Source organism: Methyloceanibacter sp., assembly GCF_041573655.1.
In the GTDB taxonomy this organism is placed as follows: Bacteria; Pseudomonadota; Alphaproteobacteria; order Rhizobiales; family Methyloligellaceae; genus Methyloceanibacter.
This window is the reverse complement of the sequence record NZ_JBFFQD010000005.1, coordinates 1-24,978: the sequence shown is the minus strand read 5'-3', so window position 1 is coordinate 24,978 and position 24,978 is coordinate 1. Positions and strand designations below refer to the sequence as shown.

The window sequence follows — 24,978 nt, the reverse complement described above, 5'->3', positions numbered from 1 at the left end:
GGGCGCCCCGATGCACGGCTCGCACGACCACAGTCAGATGCAAGTTCACGCCAACAACGAATGGCGTATGGGCGTGGCGGCGCTGCTGACCGGCAGCTTTATGTTCGTCGAGTTAGCTGGCGGCATTATTGCCAACTCGCTGGCGCTGATTGCCGATGCCGGCCACATGCTGACGGACTTCGCCTCGCTGACGCTGGCCTGGTTCGCCTTCCGGCTGGCGCGCCGGCCGGCGGACTGGAAGCGCACCTACGGCTTCGACCGCTTTCAAGTGCTCGTCGCGTTCTCCAACGGTCTTGCGCTGTTCGCCATCGCCGGCTGGATCATCTACGAGGCCATTCACCGGCTGTCCGAGGGCGAGGCGCATGTCGCCGGCGGCATTATGGTCGTCGTCGGGATCGCGGGCCTTCTGGTCAATATCGCCTCGTTCTGGATGTTGCGCGGCGCGGACCGCGAGAACCTGAACGTGCGGAGCGCCGCAATCCATGTGCTCGGCGATTTGCTCGGCTCCGTCGCCGCGCTCATCGCCGGTGCCGTCATCATGCTGACCGGCTGGACCCCGATTGATCCTCTGCTGTCCGTCCTTGTGGCGTTCATCATCCTGCGCAGCGGCTGGTTCGTCGTTGCGGAGTCGGCGCATATTCTGCTCGAAGGCGCACCGGCGGAGCTCGACACACGCGATATCGCGCCGGACCTGACGAAGAACATCCCGGGCGTGGATGACGTGCATCACGTCCATGTCTGGTCCATCACCCAATCGCGGCGCATGGTGACCCTGCACGCGGTAATCGGAGACGCCGCCGATATCGATACGGTGGTGCAGGCCATCAAAGCGCGGCTGAAAGAGAAGTTTCACCTCGACCACGCCACGGTGGAGGTCGAGCGGTCGGCTTGCGCCGACGAGACCAAACGAGCGAGCGCATGACAGGCAAGAACAATCTTATCTCCGTCAAGGACCTCTCTGTCGACTTCCGCGCCGGAGACAGAGTGACCCACGCGGTGAAGAACATTTCGTTCGATATCGCCGAAGGCGAGACGATCGCGCTCGTGGGTGAGTCCGGCTCCGGCAAGACCGTGACGGCGCTGTCGATCCTGCAGCTGCTCCCCTACCCTGCCGCCTCGCATCCCTCCGGCGAGATCTACTTCAAGGGCGAGAACCTGCTGGCCTTGCCGCCGGACGGTTTGCGTCATGTGCGCGGCAATCAGATCTCTATGATCTTCCAGGAGCCGATGACCTCGCTCAATCCGCTGCACACGGTCGAGCAGCAGATCGCCGAGGTGTTGTGCATCCATAAGGGGATGACAGGCGATAAGGCGCGCGAGCGGGTGATTGATCTTCTTACCCGGGTCGGCATCGAAGACCCGAAGAGCCGCCTCGGCTCCTACCCCCATCAGCTTTCCGGCGGCCAGCGCCAGCGCGTGATGATCGCCATGTCGCTCGCCAACGAGCCTGATCTCCTCATCGCCGACGAACCGACCACGGCGCTCGACGTCACCATCCAGGCGCAGATCCTGGAATTGCTGCTGGAGCTGAAGGACGAGTTCAACATGGCCATGCTGCTCATCACCCACGATCTCGGCATCGTGCGGAAGATGGCCGACCATGTTTGCGTGATGCATGACGGCAAGATCGTCGAGAAAGGCGCAACGCGCCGCATATTCGAGAAACCAAAGGACGACTACACGAAGCACCTCCTCGGCTCCGAGCCCAAAGGATCGCCGCCGCCGGAGGACCCGACGGCCAAGACCATTCTCAAGGCGGACGACCTCAAGGTGTGGTTCCCGATCAAGCGCGGGTTCTTGCGCCGCGTGGTGGGACACATCAAGGCGGTCGACGGCATCGACCTCGACGTGAAGGAGGGCCAGACGCTTGGCGTCGTGGGCGAGTCGGGCTCCGGCAAGACAACGCTCGGTCTTGCGGTGCTTAGGCTAATCTCCAGCGAAGGACCGATCGTCTATCTCGGCGACCGCATTGACGGCTACGACTCCAAGGAAATGCGCCCGTTGCGCAAGGATCTCCAGATCGTGTTCCAGGATCCTTACGGCTCGCTATCCCCACGCATGTCGATCGGGCAGATCATCGAGGAGGGTCTGAACATTCAGGACCCGAACCTGTCAAACGAGGAGCGCGGCGAGCGAGTCTCCCGCGCGCTGAAAGAAGTCGGGCTCGACCCGGGTGTGCGCGACCGCTATCCGCACGAATTCTCCGGCGGGCAGCGCCAGCGCATCGCCATCGCCCGTGCGCTGGTGCTGGAGCCGAAGTTCCTCATTCTCGACGAGCCGACCTCGGCGCTCGACGTGTCGGTGCAGGCGCAGATCGTCGATCTGCTGCGCGAGCTGCAGAAACGCCACAAGCTGGCTTACCTCTTCATCAGTCACGATCTTAAAGTCGTGCGCGCGCTCGCCAACTCGATCATCGTGCTGCGTCACGGCAAGGTGGTGGAGCAAGGCCCGGCGCAAGACGTGTTCTCCGACCCGAAGACCGACTACACCAAGGCGTTGCTCGCGGCGGCCTTCGAGCTGGAAACAACGCGCGCCGACGCGGTATCGACTTAAAGTCTTCGACTTAAGGGTTCTTCGGAAAACGCCGGATCGCGCTGATCTCGAAGCCTGTTGCCGCTTTGATGCGGTCCGCAGCGTCGCGCAGCGGTTCCTTCTCCACGGCCATGTGGTGCGCGTTGGCGTGCAGAAACTCGTCCGGGCTGGTCATGATGCCGACATGGCCGTCCCAGAATACGAGATCGCCACGGGCGAGCGTCTCACCTTGGCCTCCCGCGATTTCTTCGCCGGCTTCCGCCTCCTGCATGTCCGCATCGCGCGGTACCTCATACCCAGAGGCAGAGGCAGCGAGCTGCACGAGCCCCGAGCAGTCGAGACCGACGCTGGTGCGCCCGCCCCAAAGATAGGGCGTGCCGAGGAAGGTTTCGGCAACCGCGACGAAGTCGTCCGCGACCTCGCCTAATGGCGCGACGTGGCTGGCATAGATGAAGCCGCCATTGGCCAATGGAAGGTAGCGTCCAGAGTCTTCTGTGACAGCGACGCGCGCGTTGAGGCTCAGCATGGCGAGCGGAGGCACTTTTGAGTCAGGCTCAGGAAAGATGTAGGTGCGCAAAGCGGAGACACGGTGCGTCGGGCTGTGCGTTGGCGCGATCAACCCCTCGGTCGGCATATAGCCGACATACCCATCATGATCGAGCTGCACCCAAGCCCAGCCTTCATCCTCGTCGTAAACGGTGAGCGTCTCGCCATGCAGTGCTTCGGTATCAAGCGTTGCGTCGAAGCGTGGCGCGCGGCGCAGAGGCAGCGCGCTTGAGGCCACTTGGCGGCGCTCGCCGCTCACATAGCGCTCGGCTTCTACGGTTCCGCGCAAGTGCTCGGCGGCAAGATCCGCGCGGTAGACATGGCGGCGCGGATCGAGCGGCTTCGTCATGAGCCGAGCTCACGGCGGAAGACCTCGAACAGCGCCCGCGCGCCTTGCGGCTCACCCCCTTGCGGGCGGCCCGGCCGCGCCCGTGGCACCCAGCCATAGATGTCGAGATGAGCAAAGCGCTTGGCCTTCTTCACGAAGCGCTTGAGGAAGAGTGCCGCCGTCACCGAGCCCGCAAACGGCCCGTCTGAGATGTGACTGACGTCGGCGACATTGCTTTTGAGCAGCTTGTCGTAAGGCGCCCAGAAGGGCATGCGCCAGACAGGATCGCCGACGCCATGAGCGGCATCAAGCACCTGGCCGGCGAACGCCTCGTCGTCGGCATAGAAGGCCGGCAGCTCGGGGCCGAGCGCGACGCGCGCGGCGCCGGTCAAGGTGGCGAAGGTGACGAGATAGTCCGGCTCTTCTTCATCGGCGAGACTCAAGGCATCGGCAAGCACGAGCCGGCCTTCGGCGTCCGTGTTGCCGATCTCCACTGTCAGACCGCTCCGGCTGGTCAGCACGTCGCCGGGACGGAAGGCGTTGCCCGCGACGGAGTTGTCGGCCGCCGGGATCAGCACGCGCAAACGGACCGGCAGCTTGGTGCGCATCACAAGGAGCGCGAAGGCGAGCGCCGCCGCCGACCCGCCCATGTCCTTCTTCATCAGCCCCATGGCACCGCCGGGCTTGAGATTGAGCCCGCCAGTGTCGAAGCAAATACCTTTGCCGACGATCGTCACCTTCGGCGCGCTGTCCGCGCCCCAGTGCATGTCGATAAGGCGCGGGCTACGGTCGCTGGCGCGGCCCACGGCGTGGATCATCGGGAAATTGTCGGAGAGAAGACTGGAGCCTTCCGTGACTTTGACGGTGGCGCCGAACGTATTGGCAAGATCGCGCGCGGCGGCCTCCAGCTCGGCGGGGCCGAAATCGCTCGCCGGCGTGTTGATTAGGTCGCGGCCGAGATAGAGCCCCTCCGCAAGCGCCAGGACCATGTCGCGGTTCGCACCTTCTGGGCGTACCAGGCGCGGCAGCGCCTGGTCGTTGGCAGACTTGTAGCGGGTGAAGCGATAGCAGCCGGCAAGGAAGCCAAGCGCGGCAAGCTCGGGATCGGGCAGTGGGCTATCGAAGCGATAGTCGCCTGCTTGCAGCCCTGCCGGCAGCGAGCCGGTGAGCAGCGGTGTCTCCGCCCAGTCGGCGCCGCCAGTGCCAAGCAGAACGCGGCCCACAGCGCCGGTCTCGTCGGGGACGGCCAGCACCGCGCCTTGGGTGGTCTTCCAGCCGCGGGCCTCGGCCCAGCGGCGCTCGACGTCCGTGAGGCATTCGAGATCGTCGTCCGAGGAAATCAGCGTGATCGGCGTGGCGTCGGCACTGTCGACAAGCAACAGGTCTTCGAGGTGGTGGCGCGTGGTGTCGAGCGTCGTCGCTTTTGTTGGCATGAAATGTCCGCATCTGTCTTGAAGGCGCCGCGCATTAATGGCAGGGGAGCAGAACCATGACAATGGTGGAAGACGGTTAGGCGGAAGGCGGTTTCATGACGGGCACGGACTACACACTGGTAATCGGAGACAAGAACTACTCGTCGTGGAGCTTGCGCCCGTGGCTTGCCTTGAAGGCCTGCGGAGTTCCCTTCAAGGAGGAGCGGGTGCAGCTGCGCCAGGCGGACAGCAAGGCCGAGATTTTCCGCCACTCGCCGTCCGGCAAGGTGCCGGCGCTCAAGACCGATATCGGCATCATTTGCGACAGCCTGGCCATCGTCGAATATCTCGCCGAGCAGCACCCTGAGGCAAAGCTGTGGCCTACAGACCGGGAGGCACGCGCGGCGGCCCGCTCGGTGTCAGCGGAGATGCATGCGGGGTTTCAGGCGCTGCGCAACGACATGCCCATGGACCTGCTCTCAGAGCTTCCCATGCCGGAATTGAGCGAGGCGCTGGAGAACAACATCAGGCGCGTGGTCGCGATCTGGCAGGATACGCGGGCGCGCTTCGGCAAGATCGGGCCGTTTCTCTTGGGCGATTTTACCAATGCGGACGCGATGTACGCGCCCGTGGCGACGCGCTTCCGCACCTATGGCGTGAAGCTGGAGCGGTACGGCGACGACGGCACGGCCGGCGCCTATGTCGGCGCTATTTATGCCATGCCGGCGATGGCCGAATGGACCGATGGCGCGCGGACCGAGATGCGCGAAAGAGCTGGCGTCTAAGGGTTTTTCGCCTTCGCATCCGCCCTAGGACCATGGGGGAAATGGCTCATGGTTAATACTATTTATACGCCTGTCCCAGATCATGACGGCAGTGAAACCAGCAGCCCGGGTGCGTCCGCGCCCGTTAAGGATTGCTTAAGCAATGCCACACGTTTCCTGCCCTCGACGCTCCATGGTCCTCGCGCTTCTGGCGACGACCGCCGCGGCCTCTCTTCTGGGCGCCTGCGGCCAGACCGGGGGCCTCTTCAGCCGCAACAGCGCGCCAATTTGGCCGAGGACGCCGCGGACTATCCAAAATCTCATGAAGGCCATTTGCCGCCCCTTTAGGGTCACGCGGCACAAGCGCCGTATGACTACTTAGGAGCTAGCCACCGAACGCCGCCATAATGGGGGTACCGGGGTAGACCAGCAGGCCCGCGGCTGCGAGCGCGATCCCGTATGGCACACCTTCCTTCGGGCTGTGCAGGCGCAAGAGCCAACCTTGGGAATCGAGCGCGGCAGGCATGGGTAGTGACCGGATTGCAATGATAAGAAGCGTCAAAAGGCCGCCAAGAAGAGAGGCATAGACCGCATAAAAAAGTAAGCCCTCCGGGCCTAACCACAAGCAAGTGCTCGCGAACAACTTGGCATCGCCCCCGCCAATCCAGCCAAAGGAGAACATTGTGAACGTCACAACAAGCGCAGCGACGGCCAAGGCGACATGAAAACCAACCTCCGCCAAGCCTAGCCCAGCCAGCGGTGCGAGCACAGCAAAGCCTGCAATCAGCAGAAGCGAGATCCAGTTCGGCACCGTCATGGAAAAAAGATCACTGGCGGCCGCGAATGCCATGGCCATCGGAAAAATCGTAATAATAAGAAGGTCGGTGATCATAGGGCCCTCTACTGTCCTTCGCTGCCTGCGCCTCGATGCCGCGAGGCTCTTTCAGAGTGTGGTCCCACAGGTTTAAAAAGGTCGTAAAGCGGTTCGTCTATGAACTGATTTCTCTGCTAAATCAGAAATCTCAGATTTTTATAGGAACGCACTGGAACCCGCGTAAGCTCTCGCAGGCGCGTGTTGCCAGGTGAACCAATTGACGTTTGGATCAAGGAGTAGTGTGTTGGCGAAAGGAGGGGCGGCGAGACTGAAGACCCTTGGGCTGACATTGACGTTCGCTGCGATCACCTGCTTCGCTGCGGCAGATTTGGCACTCGCACAAAACAAGACTGGCGGCTCAAGCGCTGCCAAGAAGACGGCCATGCCGGCCGCCAGAAAACCTACGGCAGAGACCAAAGTGGCCGGCAGTTACGGTAATTGGACGCTGCTTTGCGGCAAGGAGGGTGGGGACAAAAGCGCCAAGGAGCGATGCTCGCTGGTGCTTCCGCTGGTCGAAAAGGAAACGCAGAAACTGGTGTTCCGCGTAATCGTGACCTACGGATCCAAGGGCAAACTGGTTTTGCGCGTGGACGGCCCGACGGGTGTTGCACTTCAGAGTGGCGTCGAGTTTTCGCCGGACACGCGGAAGATCTACCGCATGCCATTTCAAACTTGTCTGCCCATGGGCTGTAAGGCCCTGCTCTTGGTGCAGGACGATATGCGCAAGGAAATGGCGGCTTCGAAGCAAGGCAGCCTCACGGTCTACGCGCTCAACGGAAAGGCGATCAAGACCGTCGCCGCGCTCGACGGCTTCACCAAGGGGATGGCCGCGCTCGACAAGCGTCTCGGCAAGCAAGTCAGCAAGAAGAGCAAGAAGAAAGAGTGAGCCCGCGTTAGCGCGGGATTTCCTGCATTTCCGTGCCGCCCGTATTGCCCTGATGGGATTCCGCCGCTTGGGGACCGGCGAGAGCCTGAGCCGGCGCCTGCTGGCCACTGCCGATCTGGACACCGCCCAGGAGCCGCCCAATGGCTTCGCCCACGGGCTTGCCCTTGAACTTCCTTTGCAGCATCTCGCCGATCTTATTGACGGTCTTCGATGCACTCTCGGTGTCGGCGAAGAGACTGCCGATCTGCGGCTGGATGCGCGGCTTGTCGAGCGGGCCTTCGATGCGGACCGGCACGCCCAGGCCGGCGAATTCGTTGGCGCCGCCGCTGCCCTCAGGCCCCGCAACAATCTCAGGGCGGGCCAGGATGTCGATATTGCTCCGGGCAAGGTCGACCGTCCCGTCCGCGCTGACCTTCAGAAGCGGGCTGATCATCTTGAGATTCTGCGTCTCGGCGATGCCGTCCGCAATGGTGAAGCTGCCGCCGAGATCGCTAAACGCCGTTTTTGCGCCCGCGCCTTGGCGAAGATCGAAGTCGCCTTTGCCAAGGCCACGGATCAAAGCGGTGAGGTCGATGCCGTCAATCGCGCCGTCGCTGACGAGGATGCTGCCGTCGCCCTTCAGCGAGGATTTGATCGTGTCGGCGTCGCCGCCCGCGCCGGACATCTTCAGTTTGAGCTTGGCCCGGCCGGACACCATGCCGAACTGCGCGGCATCTTTCAGGAGCGGCTCGGTTTCAACGTCATCCAAGTGAAACTCGCCGTCGAAGGCCGGGACCTGCTTTGTCGCATCGACCGCCAGCGTGCCGCGCACATGGCCGCCATAAAGCTCCACGCCGAGCCCGGTGGTCGCCACGCCGTTGCGGAAGGCGATTACGAACGCGCTCGGCCCGATCGTGATCCGGCCGGCGCGGGTCTTGCGAATATTGAGGTTCACATCGGCGTCGAAGACGGCGGGGGCCGCTGCACTTGGCTGGGGCACAGCTTCAAGCGCCGCATTTGACTGGGGCACGATCGGACCTGCCATTTGTGCCGCGGGGGCTTCGGTCACCGGCGCTTGATTAACTGGCGCTTGGGCCACAGGCAGCACGGCCACAGCGTTCGTGATTGCATCCTTGGGAGCCGTGGCATCCTCAGTCTTGCCGCTTTGAAGAAACGGATCGAGGTCCAGATGTTCGAGCGCGATAGCGGCGCGCACATGCGGACGCGGACGCTTCAGCGTGATGACGGCCTCGCCGTCGCCGCGCGCATGCTCAAGCGCGAAGCGCGCATTGCTAAAACTGATCTTGTTCTTGGTCCAAGAGACGTCGCTGGCAAGCTCCCCATCGCCGAGCGCGCTCGAAACATCCGGACTCTCGCGTACCCAAGCCAGGATCGACGGGATCGAGTGGGCCTTGGCCGAGAGCGTGCCCGCGCCAGCAATCTCAGGCGCTGTGACGAACTTACCGTCGAACCGCGCGGCGATCGCTTGTGAGTCGAGGGCGAGCTGAAGGCGCGCTTGCCGCTTGGCCCTCAGGTCGGCGGGCGTCGTCACCTCGAAACTAAAGTCGACGGTCTGGCGCTTCCAGTCGAACGTACCTTTGCCGACCAAAGGGTCCGTCGGCGCCGGCATGGTCATTTGCGCGTTGATGTGTTCGATGCGCCGCTCACGCTTTGCATCGTCGCGGACGATGATGATGGTCCCGTCCTCGATGCGCACGTCCTTGAGATGAAGTTGGCGATCGCCACCCCATGAGAGATTTGAGGCTTGGGCCTTGGCGAAACGACTCTTCCAAGGCATTGCGCCTTTGGCGTCCGGATCGACGCCGGTCCATTGCGGAGGCTTATCCTCCTCGCCGAGGCGCACCGTGAGAACGGGCCGCACGAAAACGATCTGCTCGGCCTCGACGTTGCGGCTAAACAGATCGGCGAAGTCGAGATTGATCTTGAGCCTGCCGACGGAAAGATCGGCACCGGCGCTTGCGTCCGGATCTGTGATCTTCGCGTCCGAAATGATGACATAGGGCCCGGGCGTGAACAGTAGCAGCGTCGAGCCGTTCACCGTGAGATCGCGGCCCGTCTTCTCTTTGATATGCGAGGCAACCCGCGTTTCGATCCAATCAGTCGACAGGGCGAAGTTCACAATCCCTAAGAACAACACCAGCGCGCCGACGACCGCCGCCCCGATCTTCGCGCTGCGGCTCCAGGGGCCCATCAGCGCGGCCAGGTGCAAGCGGTCGGGCCGCCACCATTTGGACAGCTTGGCGGACGCTTGCGGCTTGTTGGGAACGCGCGCGGGAACTTGCGGCTTTTGGATGTGCTTGCGGTTCATGAAGGATCTTGGTGCTGACGCTTGCGACTTAGACCGGGAATTGCGGTGAGAATAGGAAATGCGCAAGACGGACTCGCCGTTTTCCACGCCTGAGACCAATGTTGCAATTGTATTGCTGGCTGAGACTGAAGATCCAAAAAGAACACTTCATAATTTCTCTTGCTTGCTGATCGCGTTCTGCCAGCGTGGTACTTCCATCGGATTAAACGCGAACAGATCCCGTCATCAGCGGGCCGGCCAGTCTAGCCTAATGTCGCTATGGAATTGTTTGGACGCCGGCAGTGTAGGCGCCTCTTTCGGATCAACGGTACGAAATACATTATCCATTGGGGATAGGTTGGCATCTCGCCCTCGGATGAAACTCTGCTCACGCACGATCGTCCAATAGGACTTGTTTAGGGCTAAAGCCCTGCTGCGTGACGGGCTAGTCAGCTCGTAGACATCTTTCGAACGGACCCTATTTTCACGTATGCTGCCACTCTTTCGAAAGAAGCGCTTTAGTAGCTCCTTGTTCTCCCGGAACTCATCGCCCCCACCGACTCGGCGGAAGTACTGTAAAATCTCACCGACGTTTTGCCCCACAACCGGCGCGTCGGGCATCCCCCGCAAATCGATATAGCCCCAGCCCCGTGCTCCGGTAACTTTCCTGGCGAATGCGAAAGTGCTGTCTACTGTGGCCCCTATGCTGGCGTGACACCCCATACAGAACAGGCCCTCTTCGCTCCCTTGCGGCCGAAGCTCCCCCTTGGAGTCTTCAATGAACCCTTGGACATACCAACCGAAACCGTTGTCATAGCCGTATTCGCCCGCTGGCTTGACGCCAGCCTGATGATCCACGGATTCAGATTCATTGCTTGTGTTCTCTTTTTGCCTAAGGGCCTCGTAGCGGGCGCGAACCTCTGCGGCGGACAGAAACGTGTGCTTCCGCATATAGCGCAGTTCCTTAAGCCGGCGGGCATGTTCTATTGTTCCTTTTTCCCCAATTCCTAAGTAACGAACAGTGTGCAGAAACTCTGTACCCGCCGGGTACAGAAAGCTAACGACGGGGAGATTGGCTGCAGAACCTATGTAACTCTCCGGCCTTCTCAGTCGACTCACGCTGGCCCTCAAAGTTCCGTCGCCATCGAGATCTAAACCAATCTGTTGCTCGTCGGTTTCTGGAATAGAGACCTCGTCCAAATTTTTGATTGCTGCCTCGGCAATACTGAGATTTATCAGATAGATCTCTGGACTGTAGTTGCCGTCAGCGTCTTTACGAAATTTGTCCGGCAACCGAACCATTACGTCGTCAGTCGAGCCATTCGTTGGCCAGAAAGTACTTGGCAGCGGCTTGTAATTGAAGGCGACCCAGCCACTTCCGTCGCGGGCAAAACCTCTGACGTCAAAAGCAGCAGCCGCCTCATGAAGGCGGTCGATTCTTGGAATGAAGCCTCGCCAACCCGAGAGCTCTAATCGACTAGCTAACCCCGAGTAGTTGTCGTCATCGACGTACTCCAAGATCTCCCGGTCATCGATCTTTGCGATAAGCGGTCGCCTATCAACAAACAGATTTGTCCAGTGGTTCTTGAGCGCCACTTCAGCAAAGTCATACTCCGATTGTAGGCGCTGATCATTCATGGCGTTCAGCCGTTCGCCACCTTTATGATCTTGGTGACAGACGTAACAGGCGTTAAACCGCCCTTCGTGCTTGGTGTAACACTGGGGAGGAACTATGGCCTCCGGGTTATAAATTTCAACTTCTGCACGCGATGGCATACTTGACGCTAACGCGAATAAAGCTATACCGCAGCCGGATGCAAGGTAATTGGTCCTATATATCATGCCACGCACATGCCCCACGCTTTGGCGTTTCCACTAAGTGTGATCTGATTGTCAGAATCTAAGTGTGGAGCGGCCTCCCAAAACCAATGCGTCATCAATCCCTGCAACATTACCACCTGGGTTCCAGAAGTATTGAAAGTCAGGCTGCAGAATCCAGCCTTGGGTAAACTCGAATGTATATGTTACCTCCAACAGCGCTTCATAGTTGCGTGCTATGGGTTTGCCTGAGTCGATATCGAAAGCAGAAACCTCATGAGAAATGCCGGTATAGGCTAAGCCAACGGCTAGTGCATCGTTCGGCCGACTCGGAATCATGCCCGTGAATGTGAAGCCGCCGTCGAAATACAAGTCGATTAGGTTACGATCGCTCGGTGCGCCAGCGGCTCGCGCGAAAACGCTGATACCGTGAGGGTCCTCGCTTCCCGGGACACGCCACAGTAACTGGTCGACGACTGCATACAGCGCCCAATTGTGCTTCAAAGGCTTTGCAGCATTACCGGTAACGCCGATGAGTTCACCGCCGACATCGATGCGCCGGTGCTCGAAGGTGCCGAAGTGATACCAGGTGCCGAACTTGATGACCCCCGGTAGGGTCCCGCCAGCAAGGTCGTAGCTGTAATCGCCTTCGCCCATGAGCAGTGGAGGATCGTCGAGCTCGAACTCCAAGCCGTGAGGGTTGCAGCGCTGAGGATCGCCCCCGCCTTTGTTGCATTCTGGCGCGGCATTGCCATTGAAGACCGCGAGCATCAATTTGTGCTTATCGGTCGGCGCAACGGCGACGCGCACGCCCGGTGTGGCGAGAGGATAGGCCGGCCCGCCGCCTGGGTTGTTCTCTGCAGCTTTGGACGCCCATCCCCAGGTGGCGTTCAGTAAGTAGCCGGCACTCTCACTTAGAAAAAACTCCGCGTCGGCGGCAAGTTGGCCAAATCTTATAGACACAGTCTCACTAAATATATGCTGCTCGAGCCACATTTCGAATAGCCGAGTCGTCGGTACCGCCTCGATGCCGGAGACCGGCGCCAGAGCGCCCACATACCCAGCGGTAATTTGACGCCCATGGATCTGGTAGCCATTTGCGAAAAAGCAAAGGCCTTCCCAGAAACCCAATTTGTGCATATCGGCATTGGCGTAGAGTTCAAGCACGCCCTCATAGGCTCCGCCATCCTGAAGGCCGCCCCAATTGTGAAAGGCCTCGGCGGTGTAAAGACCGCCGACAGCGATCCCATACTTTGAAAGGGCGCGGCGAACGCCGCCTGGGTCGATTGCTGCAACTGCTTCGTCGGGAATGTGCCTCGAACCATCTGCGATGTCGGGTTCGGGGAGGTCACACCGAGCACTTGCTGGCACCGACACGGCAAGTGCGATCGCGGCTCCAAAAGCAATCCCGAGACAAGAATTTCGGGCTGCCCCATACCATCCCGCGAGCGGCAGACCGTGAATAGAGAGATTTGATCTCCGCATACTTCCCTCTGAAGTCGCTTGACCATAATCAGCTGTGTCAAGGCTTCGGAGCGACCTGAAAAGGCTTTCCGGCGACGTCCGAGCATCCCCGCTCAGGCATCAGCCCTGGCACAGGTAAGGGCAGGTCTCCTGGCTTGTGGGTTTTCGCCTCCTGCCTGACCTTCCCGTCTTCCCAGTGGTCCATGTCGGCAGCAGGCTCGCCACTTACAGTCGCGCGGACAGCCACAGCTTCCTCGTTTTCAGGGCTAATACTATGTTCCCATTTGTTCCCCTCCGAAACAACATGGGGGGAGCCCTCTCAACAAAAGCGTGCGTAGATGGGACCCCCTGTCAAACATGCAAAGAGCTGGAGAGCCTATGGTTCAGCAGGCACCAAACCCGGGCGAAGGCTGACTAAGGTGCGCGCCGACCAACATCATCTAGAATACAGCCTCAATATCGAACTTGAAGGTGACGTCCGAAGTTGCGTCGGATACGCCGAACAGCGTGCCTGCGGCGAACTCCCACTCCGGCATGCCTTCGAGTTCAAGATAGGCAACCGGACCGACCCGGTGCAACTGCTCGTCCCACGTGCCCGCGTGTGAGAGATCCCCGATCTTGCTATAACCTTCCACGCCAACCCCCCAGGCTTCGTTGAACTCGTGCTTCAGGCGCCAATTTACTAGGAGCTCCAGGCTGTCGATGTCGACGTGATTGCCGACTTGGCCGATGAAGAACGTGTTGATGGTGAAGGAGTCATGCCCTCGCACATATTTGGCGAGCGGACCGAACAGGATTTCGTCAGGATCGCCGTCCTGTAACGCCCACTCATAGAGGGAGCGGAAGGCAAGACCCCAGCCGTCACCGTGACGTTCCACGAGTTCATATTGACCTCCGAGTTCGAACCGGTGCGCCTTCAGGCTTTCGCCAATGTTCTGGCGGGCAGTTAACTCGACGATGCCCTCGAACCTGTCGGTGAAGCCATACTTCCCCTCAAGCTCATGGGACTGCCGGCGACGCTCGTCCTCGCCCGGGCCCGAATAGATCTGGCCGTGCCCTTCGAGTGTCAGCTCGCCCTTCTCGACGTCTGGCGAGCGGACATAGAACTGTGCGCTGGCAGGCACGCTGGCGAGGCACAACAATAGACCCGCGAGAAAGGAGAAGATTGTCAGGCGTGAGCAGGTGGTAAGAGCATCACCCCGCGTCATTAGAGAGCTCCTCAGAAAATTGGTTCTTGCCCAAACCGGACTTTACACCAACCAGTCTAGTTCGCGATCTAGTTCGCGGTTTCGATCCGATCTAGGTGGCGAAGAATGCGGCGGCCCTTCGGCCGGGACCTCCAGGCCGCCGCAAGGTTGAGATGAGGAAGCGTCCAGGCTCGGGCAAGAACGCTCCAGACATTCGGGCTGGGCGGCCGAATATCTTGTCAAAACCCTAGCCCAGCCGCTAACATGAACGTACTGAACTCTTTTCAGCCGAATAGTTGAATGAAATGCATCTTAAAGAGGTCGACGCCAATCTGCTCGTGACCCTCGACGCGCTCTTGGTCGATGCAAGCGTCACGCGGGCCGCTGAAAGATTGGGCCGGAGCGCATCCGCGATCAGCCACGCATTGGCTAAACTGCGGGAAATCTTCGACGATGAGCTGTTTGTGCGGGCCGGTCAGCGGCTGGTGCCGACAGCCAAGGCGCTGGAGCTGGCTCCCACTGTTCACGTCATCCTGGCTGGTATGGAGAGCCTGCTGCGGCCCAGCAACCCGTTCGATCCGTCGCTTTCCGTGCGCGAGTTTGCCGCAGCGTCGAGTGAGGCCGGCGAACTCATTCTGGTCGAGCCCCTCAGAAAACGGCTCGAATCGGCCGCACCGAACGTCCACGTGAACTGGGCGCCGTCGCATCGAGACGAGACGGTCGATGCGCTACGCACCGCCCGGAGGCACTTCGTGATCGATATCGAGGGTGCTCTGGTGAATGCCCCAGACGTTCGTGTCGCGAAGCTGTTCGACGATACGCTCGCCACCCTGGCGCGGCCGGGGCACGCCTTCACCAAGCGAAAGCCGGACGCCGCCACGTTCGTGGCCGCCGACCATGTGGCGATCAATTCGCTCCCCGCGCTCAGTCTCCTAAACGAGGCCCTGGCCGCTCAAGCGCTGAGCTGCAACGTCTCGTCTTACGTCTCCTCGGCCCTTGTTGGCGTTCTCGTTGTGCTGAACAGCGACGCTCTGCTGACATTGCCCTCCTCGCTGGCGTCGATCCTTGAGAAGCAATTCGGCCTCGCGCGCGTGGCCCAGCCGGTACCGCCGGTCGACTTTCCCTTACGGCTCATGTGGCACTCGAGCTACGACCGGGATGAATGCCACCAATGGCTACGCGGCGAGCTTACCCAGATTGCCCAGGACATCGCTGCCTCTGCGTAGTGGACTGCACCCTCGACCTCCCCGTGCATCCCTCTGGTGTCTGTCACACGGCTCCATTACGATAGGTTCCACGCTCCGCTTTTTGCCGAGAGCCGGGCGCTTGGAGGACATCCATGGTCGCATGGTTTCGCGCTGGCCTTGCCGCCGCGCTGCTCGTTTTCGTCTCGACCCCCGCACTCGCCGCCGACAAGACCTACCAGGACGACGCTCTCGACGAGGCCGCCATTACGCTGGCCGCCGACCTAAAGAACGAGTCCGGCACCGTCGAACTGCCCGTGGGCAAGCTGAAAGAATTAGCCGCCGTCGAGCTCCGCAAGCAGAACCTCGGAGCCGCTGCCTTCATCTATGGGCAGATCGTCTCCGTGGCGCCGGACGATGCGGAGGCCTGGCGCCGATTGGCCGATATCTGGCTCGCCATCCCGCCTGACGAGAACGATGACGGCACCGCCCGCTATCAGAATGCACGCACCGCGGCCTACATCGCCTATCGGCTGGCCAAGACGCCCGCGGGCGAAGCCGCCGCGCTGGCGACACTCGCCACCGCCTTCGGCAAAGGCGGCGATTGGCGCCCGGCGCTGAACGCGCTGAGCCTGGCGCTCAAGCTCGACACCAACCCCGGCTTGAAGGCGACCTACGATCAACTACGCGAGAAATACGGCTTCCGCGTTGCCGACTTCAGCGTGGACTCCGATGCGGCCTCCCCACGCGCCTGCTTCCAGTTCACCGAACCCTTGAGGAAGCGCGCTGACTTCTCGCCCTTCGTCGCCGTCGCAGGTGATGACAAGCCGGCGCTGTCCGGGGACGACAAGCAGCTTTGCGTCGAGGGGCTGAAGCACGGCGAGACCTACGACGTCACTTTGCGGGAAGGCCTGCCATCGGCCGTCAACGAGGACCTGGTGAAGAACGCCGACTTCACCATCTATGTGCGCGACCGCAAGCCATCGGTGCGGCTCGCTGGCAAAGCCTATGTATTGCCGAGCACAGGGCAGCAGGGCATTCCGCTGGTCAGCGTCAATACGGGCCGTCTGGACGTGACGATCTACCGGATCGGCGACCGCAATCTGCTGGACAACGTGCTTGGCTATAATTTTGAGCGCAATCTCTACCCGTACGATCTCAGCACCGTCGCAGATGAAAAGGGCGAGCGCATCTGGACCGGCGAACTCGAGGTCGAAAAGACGCTCAATAAAGAAGTCACCACCGGCTTCCCCATCAGCGAGGCGGTGAAGCGGATGGAGCCGGGCGTCTATCTTCTGGCTGCGCGTCCGGCCGACGTCCCGGGTGAGGAATACTCGGAGCGGACCACGCAGTGGTTCATCGTGTCCGACTACGGGCTCACCGCCTATTCCGGATCGGACGGCATCCACGCCTTCGTCAATTCGTTGGCGAGCACGGCGCCGCTGTCCGGCGTCGAAGTCCGGCTGATCGCGCGCAACAATGAAGTGCTCGCGAAGACGAAGACGAACGACAAAGGCGCAGTCACCTTCGCAGCCGGACTGGCGCGCGGCGATGGCGGTCTTGCGCCGGCCATGCTTGTCGCCTCCGGCGCAAGCAGCGACTATGCCTTTCTCAATCTCAAATCGCCGGCCTTCGATCTAACAGACCGCGGCGTCGCGGGACGGGCGGCGCCCAAAGGCCTCGATGCGTTCGTGTTCACCGAGCGCGGCGTCTACCGCACCGGCGAGACCGTGCACATCACCTCGCTCCTGCGCAACGCGGCGGGCATCGCAGTGCCTGATATCGCCCTGACGCTCATCGTCGATCGCCCAGACGGCATCGAGTACCGGCGCGAGGTCGTGTCTGACGAAGGCTCGGGCGGCAGGTCGCTCGACGTGCCGATCATTACCTCCGCACCGACGGGCACCTATCGCGTGAAAGTCTACGCAGACCCGAAGGGATCGCCGATCGGCGACACCAGCTTCCTGGTGGAGGACTACGTTCCCGAGCGGCTTGAGTTCGACATCTCGACCGGGGCCAAGAGCCTCTCTCCGTCGGCACCCGCCGAGATCACGCTGGATGGCCGGTTCCTATACGGCGCGCCCGCGTCGAGCCTTCCCGTCGATGGCGAACTGAAGATCGCGCCCGCGACTGAGCGGCCCGGCTTCCCCGGCTATTCGTTCGGTCTGAACGGGCCGGACTCTGGCGACAACTTCACGTCCGAGAGTTTCCCGCTTGCGGACTTGCCGGAGACGAACACCAAAGGGCGGGCGAAATTCGAGGTGGCGCTCGATAAGGTGCCAGCGTCGACGCGGCCCCTGGCGGCAACCGTCGTGCTGCGGCTCGCCGAGCCGGGCGGCCGCGCGATCGAACATCAGATTTCGCTGCCCGTCACACCGAAGACCGACATGATCGGCGTCAAGCCGCTGTTCAAAGGCTCCGCGCTGGGCGACCAGGACATCGCCAAGTTCGACGTGGTGATGGTTGCGCCGGACGGCAGCCAAGTGGGCACCAAGGACCTAAAATGGCAGCTGCTGCGCATCGAGTCCAAGTATCAATGGTACCGGCAATACGGAAACTGGCGGTATGAGCCGATCAAGGTCACGCGCCGCGTGGCCAACGGAACGATTGGCGTGGAGGCCGGCGAGCCTGGCCATATCGAAGTCCCCGTCTCTTGGGGCCGCTACCGCCTGGAGGTCGAGAGCGCCGACCCGTCGGGCCCGCTCACCACGTATGGCTTTGACTCCGGCTGGTACGCGGAGGCCTCCGCCGACACGCCGGACTTCTTAGAGATCGCGCTCGACAAGTCCGGCTATCGCGCCGGCGACGCGATGACGGTCGCGGTGACCGCGCGCAGCGCCGGTACGGTCACGCTGTCGGTGATCGGCGACCGGCTGCTCGCCCAGACCACGACGGATGTCGAGCCGGGGCTGGCGAAGATCCCCCTTGCCGTGGGCGACGATTGGGGCACCGGCGCCTATGTGCTCGCGACCCTGCGGCGGCCGCTCGATACGGCGGAGAAACGCATGCCGGGCCGCGCCATCGGCGTACAGTGGTTCAGTGTCGACAGGCCGCAACACACGATTGGTGTCGATCTCACTTTGCCCGAGCTGATCCGGCCCGAGACCAAGCTTCGCGTGCCCGTGCGGCTGGCCAATCTCGCAAGTGGCGAGCAGGCGCGTATCGTCGTTTCGGCTGTGGACGTGGGCATCCTCAATCTCACCGGCTACGAAACGCCGAACCCGGATGAATACTATCTCGGCCAACGCAAGCTCTCCGCCGAGGTTCGCGATCTTTACGGCCAGCTGATCGACGGCATGCAAGGCACGCGCGGGTCGATCCGCACTGGCGGCGATGCCAGCGCCGGCGCGCTGCAAGGCAACCCGCCCACCGGTCCGCCGCTCGCGCTCTATTCCGGCATCGTCACGGTGGGGCCCGACGGCAGAGCGGAGGTCGAATTCAACATTCCAGCGTTCACCGGCACGGTGCGCGTCATGGCGGTTGCCTGGAGCGATACCCAAGTCGGACATGGGTCGGGCGACGTGGTGGTGCGTGATCGCGTGGTGTTGACCTCTACGCTGCCGCGCTTCCTGCTCACCGGCGATAAATCCACATTGCGCGTGGATCTTGACAATGTGGAAGGGGCAAGCGGGACGTACAACATCGCTGTCACCACCGACGGTCCGCTCAGCGTCGGACGCCCGGACAGTGCGATAAAGCTCGCTGCCAAGAAACGTGGCGCGGCGACCTTCCCGATCTCCGCGCGCGGCGTCGGCGAGAGCACGATCGATATCGCGGTAACCGGGCCGGAGGACTTCTCGGTCGCACGGCGGCTCACGCTCAACGTCAATCCGGCAACGCAGATCCTGGCACGGCGCACGGTCACGCCGCTGGAGCCTGGCCAGAGCATCACGGTCACCAACGACGTGTTTGCCGATCTCGTGCCGGGCACTGCCAGCGTGCAGCTATCGGTGACGCCAACGGCGGCGCTCGACGTGGCGAGCCTTGTTGCCGCGCTCGACCGCTATCCGCTCGGCTGCACGGAGCAGGTGGTGAGCCAGGCGATCGCCCTGCTCTATGTCGACGAGCTGGGCTTGGAGTCGAAGTTTGCCGGGGCGCCCGATGTCAAGAAACGCGTCGACAAGGCGATCGAGACCGTGCTGGCGCGCCAAGGCTATGAGGGCGGGTTCGGCCTGTGGTCGCCGGGCGGTGCGGATGCGTGGCTCGATTCATATGTCACCGATTTTCTGACGCGGGCGCGCGCCAATGGGCACAAGGTGCCGGACGAACGCTTCAAGCTCGCGCTGAACCGTTTGCGGAACTATGTCAGCACCGCACCCGACGTTTCCAATGACGGCGGCTTGGCGCTGTCCTATGCGCTCTACGTGCTGGCCCGCAACGGCATGGCGCCGGTGGGCGACCTGCGCTACATCGCCGACGTGAAGCTCAGCCAACTTGGCACGCCGACGGCGCAGGCCGAGATCGGCGCGGCGCTGGCGATGCTCGGCGACAAAGTGCGCGCACAGAAGGCGTTCCGCACGGCGGCAAGCGCACTGCCGATCGAGACGATCACCACGCATGGGCGTATCGATTTCGGCTCGCGCCTACGCGATGCAGCCGCCGTGGTCACGCTCGCGGCCGAAGGCAATGCGGCTAAACCGATCCTCGTGAACGCCACGAAGCAGATCGGCGAGGCGCGCAACCGCGTGAGATATACATCGACGCAAGACGATGCGTGGCTGGTGCTGGCGGCGCGTGCGCTGGGTCAGCAGAACGTCAGCCTCGACGTGGTGAAGGGCAGCAGCGACGAAGGCACGCTGACCGGCCCGCTCTACCGTTCGTTCAGCGAGGAGGATATCGGCATCAACCCGGTGACGGTGACTAATAGCGGCGACACACCGCTCGACGCGGTGATCTCGGTGAGCGGCGCGCCGACGACGCCGGAGCCGGCCGCCGATCATGGCTTTGCCCTGGAGCGGACGTTCCACCGGCTCGACGGCGATGCGGTCGACATCGCCACCGCCAAACAGAACGAGCGCTACGTGGTGCTGTTGACGGTTACCGAGGCCAAGCCGCAGTTCGGCCGCGTCGCGCTGACCGACTATGTGCCGGCGGGTTTCGAGATCGACAATCCGCGCCTCGTCTCCTCGGCGAACACGGGCGGGCTGTCCTGGATCACGCAAGGCGCCGCCCCCGTCCATACCGGCTTCCGGGACAACCGCTTCGTGGCGGCATTCGACCGCAAGGCCGACAGCCCTGTCGTGTTCCGTGTCGCCTATATGGTCCGTGCCGTGTCGCCCGGTAACTATGTGCTGCCGCAGGCCTTCGTCGAGGACATGTACCGGCCCGACCGCTTCGGCCGTACGGACACCGGCGCCGTTAAAGTGACGCCGCGCAAATGAGCACGCTGAGGAGTCGCGCAAGCTATGCCGCGATTGGCGCGGTGTGGATCGCCGCGGCATTTGCGGGCGCGGCCGCCGGGCTCGTCGAGACGTTTGGCCCGGCGCCGCTCGGCGACAAGCTCGAATACTCCAAGACCGTGGTCGACCGCGACGGCGACCTGTTGCGCGGCTATCTCACCAAGCAAGGCCGCTGGCGGCTTCCGGCAACGCGCGGCGACGTGGACCCGCGCTTCGTGGACGCGCTTCTTGCTTACGAAGACAAACGCTTCTCCGATCATCACGGCGTCGACCCGCGCGCCATGATGCGGGCGGCCTATCAGTTCGGCACTGAGGGACACATTATATCCGGCGGCTCGACGCTCTCCATGCAAGTGGCGCGACTGTTGGAGCCACGGCGCAAGCGCTCGCTCTATGCCAAGTTCCGCCAGGCCGTGCGGGGGCTACAACTCGAAGCGGCGCTCGACAAGGAGCAGATCCTTTCGCTCTATCTGTCGCTCGCGCCTTATGGCGGCAATCTCGAAGGCATCCGCGCTGCATCGCTCGCCTATTTCGGCAAGGAGCCGCGCCGGCTGACCCTTGGCGAGACCGCGCTGCTGGTCGCCCTACCGCAATCGCCGGAGTACCGGCGCCCCGACCGGCACCCGGAGCGGGCGCACGCTGCACGGAACCGCGTGCTCGACCGCATCGCCGGCAGCGGCCTGTTCAGTCCGGCGGAGATCGCACGCGCCAAGTTGGAGCCCGTCCCCACCACGCGCAGGCCCATGCCGCTCTCCGCGCCCCATGCCGCGGACGAAGCGAGAGCGGTGGCGCAGTCGGGTTCGATCATTCGTCTCACCATCGACGGACACTTGCAGCGCCGGCTCGAACGCCTTGCCCGGGAGCGCGCAGGCCAACTCGGCGAGGCTATGTCGGCGGCCATCGTGGTGGTGGAGCACGAGACCGGCGATATCCTGGCGCGCGTCGCCTCGCCCGATTATTTCGACGAAGCCCGCGCCGGTCAGGTAGATCTGACGCGCGCGCTGCGCTCGCCGGGCTCGGCGCTCAAGCCATTTATATATGGGCTTGGGTTCGAGGACGGGCTGGTTCACCCGGAAACGCTGATCGAGGACCGGCCAATTCGTTACGGGGATTATGCGCCGGAGAATTTCGACCTCACCTTCCAAGGCACCGTCACGGTGCGCAAAGCGCTGCAATTGTCGCTCAACGTGCCGGCCGTCGCGGTACTGGATCAGGTGGGCCCGAGCCGGCTGCTGGCGCGTCTCGGCGAGGCGGGCGCGTCACTCCAGCTGCCGAAGCACGAGACGGCCGGCCTGGCGCTCGGGCTTGGCGGCATCGGCGTCAGGCTGATCGACCTCACGGCTCTTTATTCGGGTCTTGCCCGGCACGGCACGGTTCGCCCCCTCCAAGAGCGGCTGGCGGAGCCGGCACGCCCGGCAATGCGCCTGATGGAGCCCGCCGCGGCCTGGCATGTGGGCGACGTGCTGCGGGGAGCGCCGCCGCCACCCAACGCGGCCGGCGGGCGCATCGCCTTCAAGACGGGCACATCTTATGGATACCGCGACGCCTGGGCCGTGGGCTTCGACGGCAGATACACGATCGGTGTGTGGGTGGGCCGGCCCGACGGGGCGCCGGTCACCGGCCTTTTGGGCCGCACCGCCGCTGCGCCGATCCTGTTCGACGCCTTCGCGCGGGCAACGCAGACACCGAAGGCGCTGCCGCCGGCACCGGACGGCGTCCTTGCCGCCCGCACCTCGCAACTGCCGCCGCCTTTGCGGCGTTTCGCATCGCGCGGAAACCAAGGCGAAGCGATGACGCAAGCCGTCCGAATTGTGTTTCCGCCGCACGGCGCGAGCTTGGCACTTGATGGCGATGGCGAGACGCTCAATCCCATCGCGGTCAAGATCGCAGGCGGCACGCCACCGCTCAACGTCATGGTGAACGGCCTACCATTCGAGACCACCAACGCACCGCGCACCGTGTTTTTCGCCCCCGATGGGCCCGGCTTCGTGCGGCTCAGCGTGACGGACGCGACCGGCGCGGCGGACAGCGTGACCGTGCGCCTCCAGCAATAGCGGGAACCCCTTGACGAATGCGCTCGCGAGCCCAACAAACAGCCCATGACGACAAGCGCTAAGAAGCTCCATATCAAGACCTTCGGCTGCCAGATGAATGCGTACGATTCCGAACGCATGGCCGAGGCGCTTCAGCCTGCCGGTTACGCACTGACCGACGAGATGAGCGATGCGGACCTGGTGATCTTGAACACCTGCCACATCCGCGAGAAGGCGGCCGAGAAGGTTTATTCCGCGCTTGGCCGGATACGGAAGAGCAAGAACGCGCGCAAGTCACAAGGCCGCAACACGGTGGTGGCAGTCGCCGGGTGCGTTGCCCAAGCCGAAGGCGAGGAGATCATTGCGCGCGCGCCCGTGGTCGACATCGTTGTCGGACCGCAAAGCCTCCACCGCCTCGCCGATCTCGTGGCCGATGCTTCGTCTTCGGGAAAGCGCGCCGTCGAGACCGAGTTCCCCGCGGAGGACAAGTTCGCGGCGCTACCGCCGCGCACCACAGCAAGGCGGCAAGTGTCCGCGTTCGTGACCGTACAGGAGGGCTGCGACAAGTTCTGCACGTTCTGCGTGGTGCCGTATACGCGCGGCTCGGAATATTCGCGCGCACCGGATGAGATCGTCGCCGAAGTGAAACGGCTTGCCGCGCGCGGCGTGCGTGAAGTGACGCTGCTCGGGCAGAACGTCAACGCCTATCACGGCGAAGCGGCGGACGGCGCGACGTGGTCGCTGGCGCGGCTGCTGAAACGGCTGGCAGAAGTCCCGGCCGTCGAGCGCTTGCGTTTCACCACCAGCCATCCGCACGACATGGATGACGATCTTATCGCCCTGTACGGCGATGAACCGGCGCTCATGCCCTATCTCCATTTGCCCTATCAATCAGGCTCGGACCGAATCCTCGCCGCGATGAACCGCAAGCACACGGCCGAGGAGTACGAGGCGCTGATCGCGCGCATTCGCGCCGCGCGGCCCGACCTCGCGCTGTCCACAGACGTTATTGTCGGTTTCCCCGGCGAGACGGATCAGGACTTCGAGGACACGCTGGCATTGGCGCGGCGCGTGGGCTTCGCGCAGGCCTTTTCATTTAAGTATAGCGCGCGGCCCGGCACGCCCGCAGCGAGCCTTGAGGGTCAAGTGCCCGAGGCCGTCAAGAAAGAGCGCCTTGCTGTGCTTCAAGCCCTGATCGAGGACAGCCGCCGCGACTTCGACCGGGCCATTGTGGGCCGCACACTGCCCGTCCTTTTTGAAGGAAAAGGGCGGAAACCGGGGCAGATCGCCGGGCGTTCACCCTATCTCCAAGCCGTGCATGTGGACGGCCCGGAATCGTTGATAGGTCACATTGCCGAGGTTGACATCTCGGCGGCTGGGCCGAACAGTCTTAGCGGTGTCATGAAATCGAGATTTGAATGGCGCGAGCCAGCTCAGGCAGCCGTTTGACCAACAAGGCGAGTGTTCGGAAGACATCATTGACGCGCGGGCGTGGATCAGCGGTAAGGCGCTTCGAAGCGCAGACCAATGGAGGCGCAGAGCCCCTGGTCGTCTACTTCGACGATATCCAGCTCGTGCGTGACCTCCTTGGAGACTATGACGCAAACCTCGCCGTGTTGGAGGATCGCCTTGGCGTCGAAGCGACGGTCAACGGCAACGCCGTGGCGTTACGCGGCCCGGACGCGGCGTGCGCGGCAGCAAAATCGGTGCTCGAGCAGCTCTACGCCCGGTTGGCTGAAGGAGAGATGATCAGCGCCGGAGACGTGGCCGGCGCCATACGACATGCGATCCAAACCGACAACGAGGCGAACGTGAAGGCTCCCGCCGCGCAGATCCGTACGCGCAAGCGGCTCATCACCGCGCGCACGCCGGCACAGAGCGCCTACCTCGAATCGCTCCAGCGCAACGACCTGGTGTTCGCCACCGGCCCTGCCGGTACCGGCAAGACATATCTTGCGGTGGCGTTTGCGGCCGCGTGCCTGGAAGCGGGGCGCTGCGATAGGTTGATCCTGTCGCGGCCCGCGGTCGAGGCCGGCGAGCGGCTCGGGTTCCTGCCCGGCGACATGCGCGAGAAGGTCGATCCTTATTTGCGTCCGCTTTACGATGCGCTCTATGACGTGCTCGCGCCGGAGCGGGTCGAGCGCGGGCTCGAGACCGGCGTCATCGAAATTGCGCCGCTTGCCTTCATGCGCGGGCGCACTCTCTCCCATGCCATGGTCATTCTCGATGAGGCGCAGAACTGCACGCCCATGCAGCTCAAGATG

General features: G+C 62.7%; 16 protein-coding genes and 1 riboswitch. Of the genes, 9 read left to right on the top strand and 7 right to left on the bottom strand.

Features of this window, described 5'->3' with window-relative positions; genetic code table 11:
- The first annotated feature begins 10 nt into the window (after nucleotides 1-10).
- Nucleotides 11-922: a cation diffusion facilitator family transporter gene (locus tag ABY454_RS02210; protein WP_372928539.1), complete on the top strand. Its 912-nt coding sequence runs from the start codon at nucleotides 11-13 to the stop codon at nucleotides 920-922.
- Nucleotides 919-2,553 carry an ABC transporter ATP-binding protein gene (locus tag ABY454_RS02205; protein WP_372928538.1) on the top strand — a complete coding sequence of 545 codons (1,635 nt, stop codon included), beginning with the start codon at nucleotides 919-921 and terminating at the stop codon, nucleotides 2,551-2,553. The genes ABY454_RS02210 and ABY454_RS02205 overlap by 4 nt, the downstream gene beginning before the upstream one ends.
- Before the next feature lie 10 nt (nucleotides 2,554-2,563).
- Here the strand turns inward: ABY454_RS02205 and ABY454_RS02200 are convergent, their stop codons facing one another.
- Both ABY454_RS02200 and ABY454_RS02195 read right to left on the bottom strand, forming a co-directional pair.
- Nucleotides 2,564-3,427, bottom strand: coding sequence for a C40 family peptidase (locus tag ABY454_RS02200; RefSeq protein ID WP_372928537.1), 864 nt, complete (start codon nucleotides 3,425-3,427; stop codon nucleotides 2,564-2,566).
- Complete coding sequence (locus tag ABY454_RS02195; protein ID WP_372928536.1) at nucleotides 3,424-4,839, bottom strand: M17 family metallopeptidase; 1,416 nt, start codon at nucleotides 4,837-4,839, stop codon at nucleotides 3,424-3,426. The genes ABY454_RS02200 and ABY454_RS02195 overlap by 4 nt, the downstream gene beginning before the upstream one ends.
- A 95-nt stretch (nucleotides 4,840-4,934) precedes the next feature.
- On the opposite strand from ABY454_RS02195, the gene ABY454_RS02190 reads away from it, so the two are divergent.
- Entirely contained in the window at nucleotides 4,935-5,603 is a 669-nt protein-coding gene (locus ABY454_RS02190) for a glutathione S-transferase family protein (RefSeq protein WP_372928535.1), read from the top strand.
- Nucleotides 5,604-5,967: 364 nt separating this feature from the next.
- Here the strand turns inward: ABY454_RS02190 and ABY454_RS02185 are convergent, their stop codons facing one another.
- The gene (locus ABY454_RS02185; RefSeq protein WP_372928534.1) at nucleotides 5,968-6,474 is read right to left on the bottom strand and encodes a prepilin peptidase; all 507 of its coding nucleotides are present in this window, start codon (nucleotides 6,472-6,474) and stop codon (nucleotides 5,968-5,970) included.
- A gap of 226 nt (nucleotides 6,475-6,700) precedes the next feature.
- On the opposite strand from ABY454_RS02185, the gene ABY454_RS02180 reads away from it, so the two are divergent.
- Nucleotides 6,701-7,342, top strand: coding sequence for an invasion associated locus B family protein (locus ABY454_RS02180; protein WP_372928533.1), 642 nt, complete (start codon nucleotides 6,701-6,703; stop codon nucleotides 7,340-7,342).
- Nucleotides 7,343-7,349: 7 nt separating this feature from the next.
- Here ABY454_RS02180 and ABY454_RS02175 read toward each other — a convergent pair whose 3' ends face one another.
- From ABY454_RS02175 to ABY454_RS02160, 4 genes are all read right to left on the bottom strand, one after another.
- A complete protein-coding gene (locus ABY454_RS02175; RefSeq protein WP_372928532.1) occupies nucleotides 7,350-9,650 on the bottom strand; it encodes an AsmA family protein in 2,301 nt (766 codons plus the stop codon).
- Between the two features lie 225 nt (nucleotides 9,651-9,875).
- Nucleotides 9,876-11,267: a hypothetical protein gene (locus ABY454_RS02170; protein WP_372928531.1), complete on the bottom strand. Its 1,392-nt coding sequence runs from the start codon at nucleotides 11,265-11,267 to the stop codon at nucleotides 9,876-9,878.
- A 255-nt stretch (nucleotides 11,268-11,522) separates the two neighbouring features.
- Nucleotides 11,523-12,932: a carbohydrate porin gene (locus ABY454_RS02165; RefSeq protein ID WP_372928530.1), complete on the bottom strand. Its 1,410-nt coding sequence runs from the start codon at nucleotides 12,930-12,932 to the stop codon at nucleotides 11,523-11,525.
- A 101-nt stretch (nucleotides 12,933-13,033) separates the two neighbouring features.
- Nucleotides 13,034-13,245, bottom strand: a riboswitch (cobalamin riboswitch).
- A gap of 106 nt (nucleotides 13,246-13,351) precedes the next feature.
- The gene (locus tag ABY454_RS02160) at nucleotides 13,352-14,119 is read right to left on the bottom strand and encodes a hypothetical protein (RefSeq protein WP_372928529.1); all 768 of its coding nucleotides are present in this window, start codon (nucleotides 14,117-14,119) and stop codon (nucleotides 13,352-13,354) included.
- A 284-nt stretch (nucleotides 14,120-14,403) separates the two neighbouring features.
- On the opposite strand from ABY454_RS02160, the gene ABY454_RS02155 reads away from it, so the two are divergent.
- The 5 genes from ABY454_RS02155 to ABY454_RS02135 all read left to right on the top strand — a co-directional run.
- Complete coding sequence (locus ABY454_RS02155; protein ID WP_372928528.1) at nucleotides 14,404-15,324, top strand: LysR family transcriptional regulator; 921 nt, start codon at nucleotides 14,404-14,406, stop codon at nucleotides 15,322-15,324.
- 113 nt (nucleotides 15,325-15,437) lie between these two features.
- The gene (locus ABY454_RS02150) at nucleotides 15,438-20,663 is read left to right on the top strand and encodes an alpha-2-macroglobulin (protein ID WP_372928527.1); all 5,226 of its coding nucleotides are present in this window, start codon (nucleotides 15,438-15,440) and stop codon (nucleotides 20,661-20,663) included.
- Nucleotides 20,660-22,735 (top strand): penicillin-binding protein 1C, encoded by a 2,076-nt coding sequence (pbpC, locus tag ABY454_RS02145; protein WP_372928526.1) that lies wholly within the window; start codon nucleotides 20,660-20,662, stop codon nucleotides 22,733-22,735. Before ABY454_RS02150 ends, pbpC begins: the two co-directional genes overlap by 4 nt.
- 45 nt (nucleotides 22,736-22,780) lie before the next feature.
- Nucleotides 22,781-24,163, top strand: coding sequence for a tRNA (N6-isopentenyl adenosine(37)-C2)-methylthiotransferase MiaB (gene miaB / locus ABY454_RS02140; RefSeq protein WP_372928525.1), 1,383 nt, complete (start codon nucleotides 22,781-22,783; stop codon nucleotides 24,161-24,163).
- A gap of 95 nt (nucleotides 24,164-24,258) precedes the next feature.
- A partial coding sequence (locus tag ABY454_RS02135) for a PhoH family protein (RefSeq protein WP_372928592.1) occupies nucleotides 24,259-24,978 on the top strand: 720 nt, incomplete at its 3' end.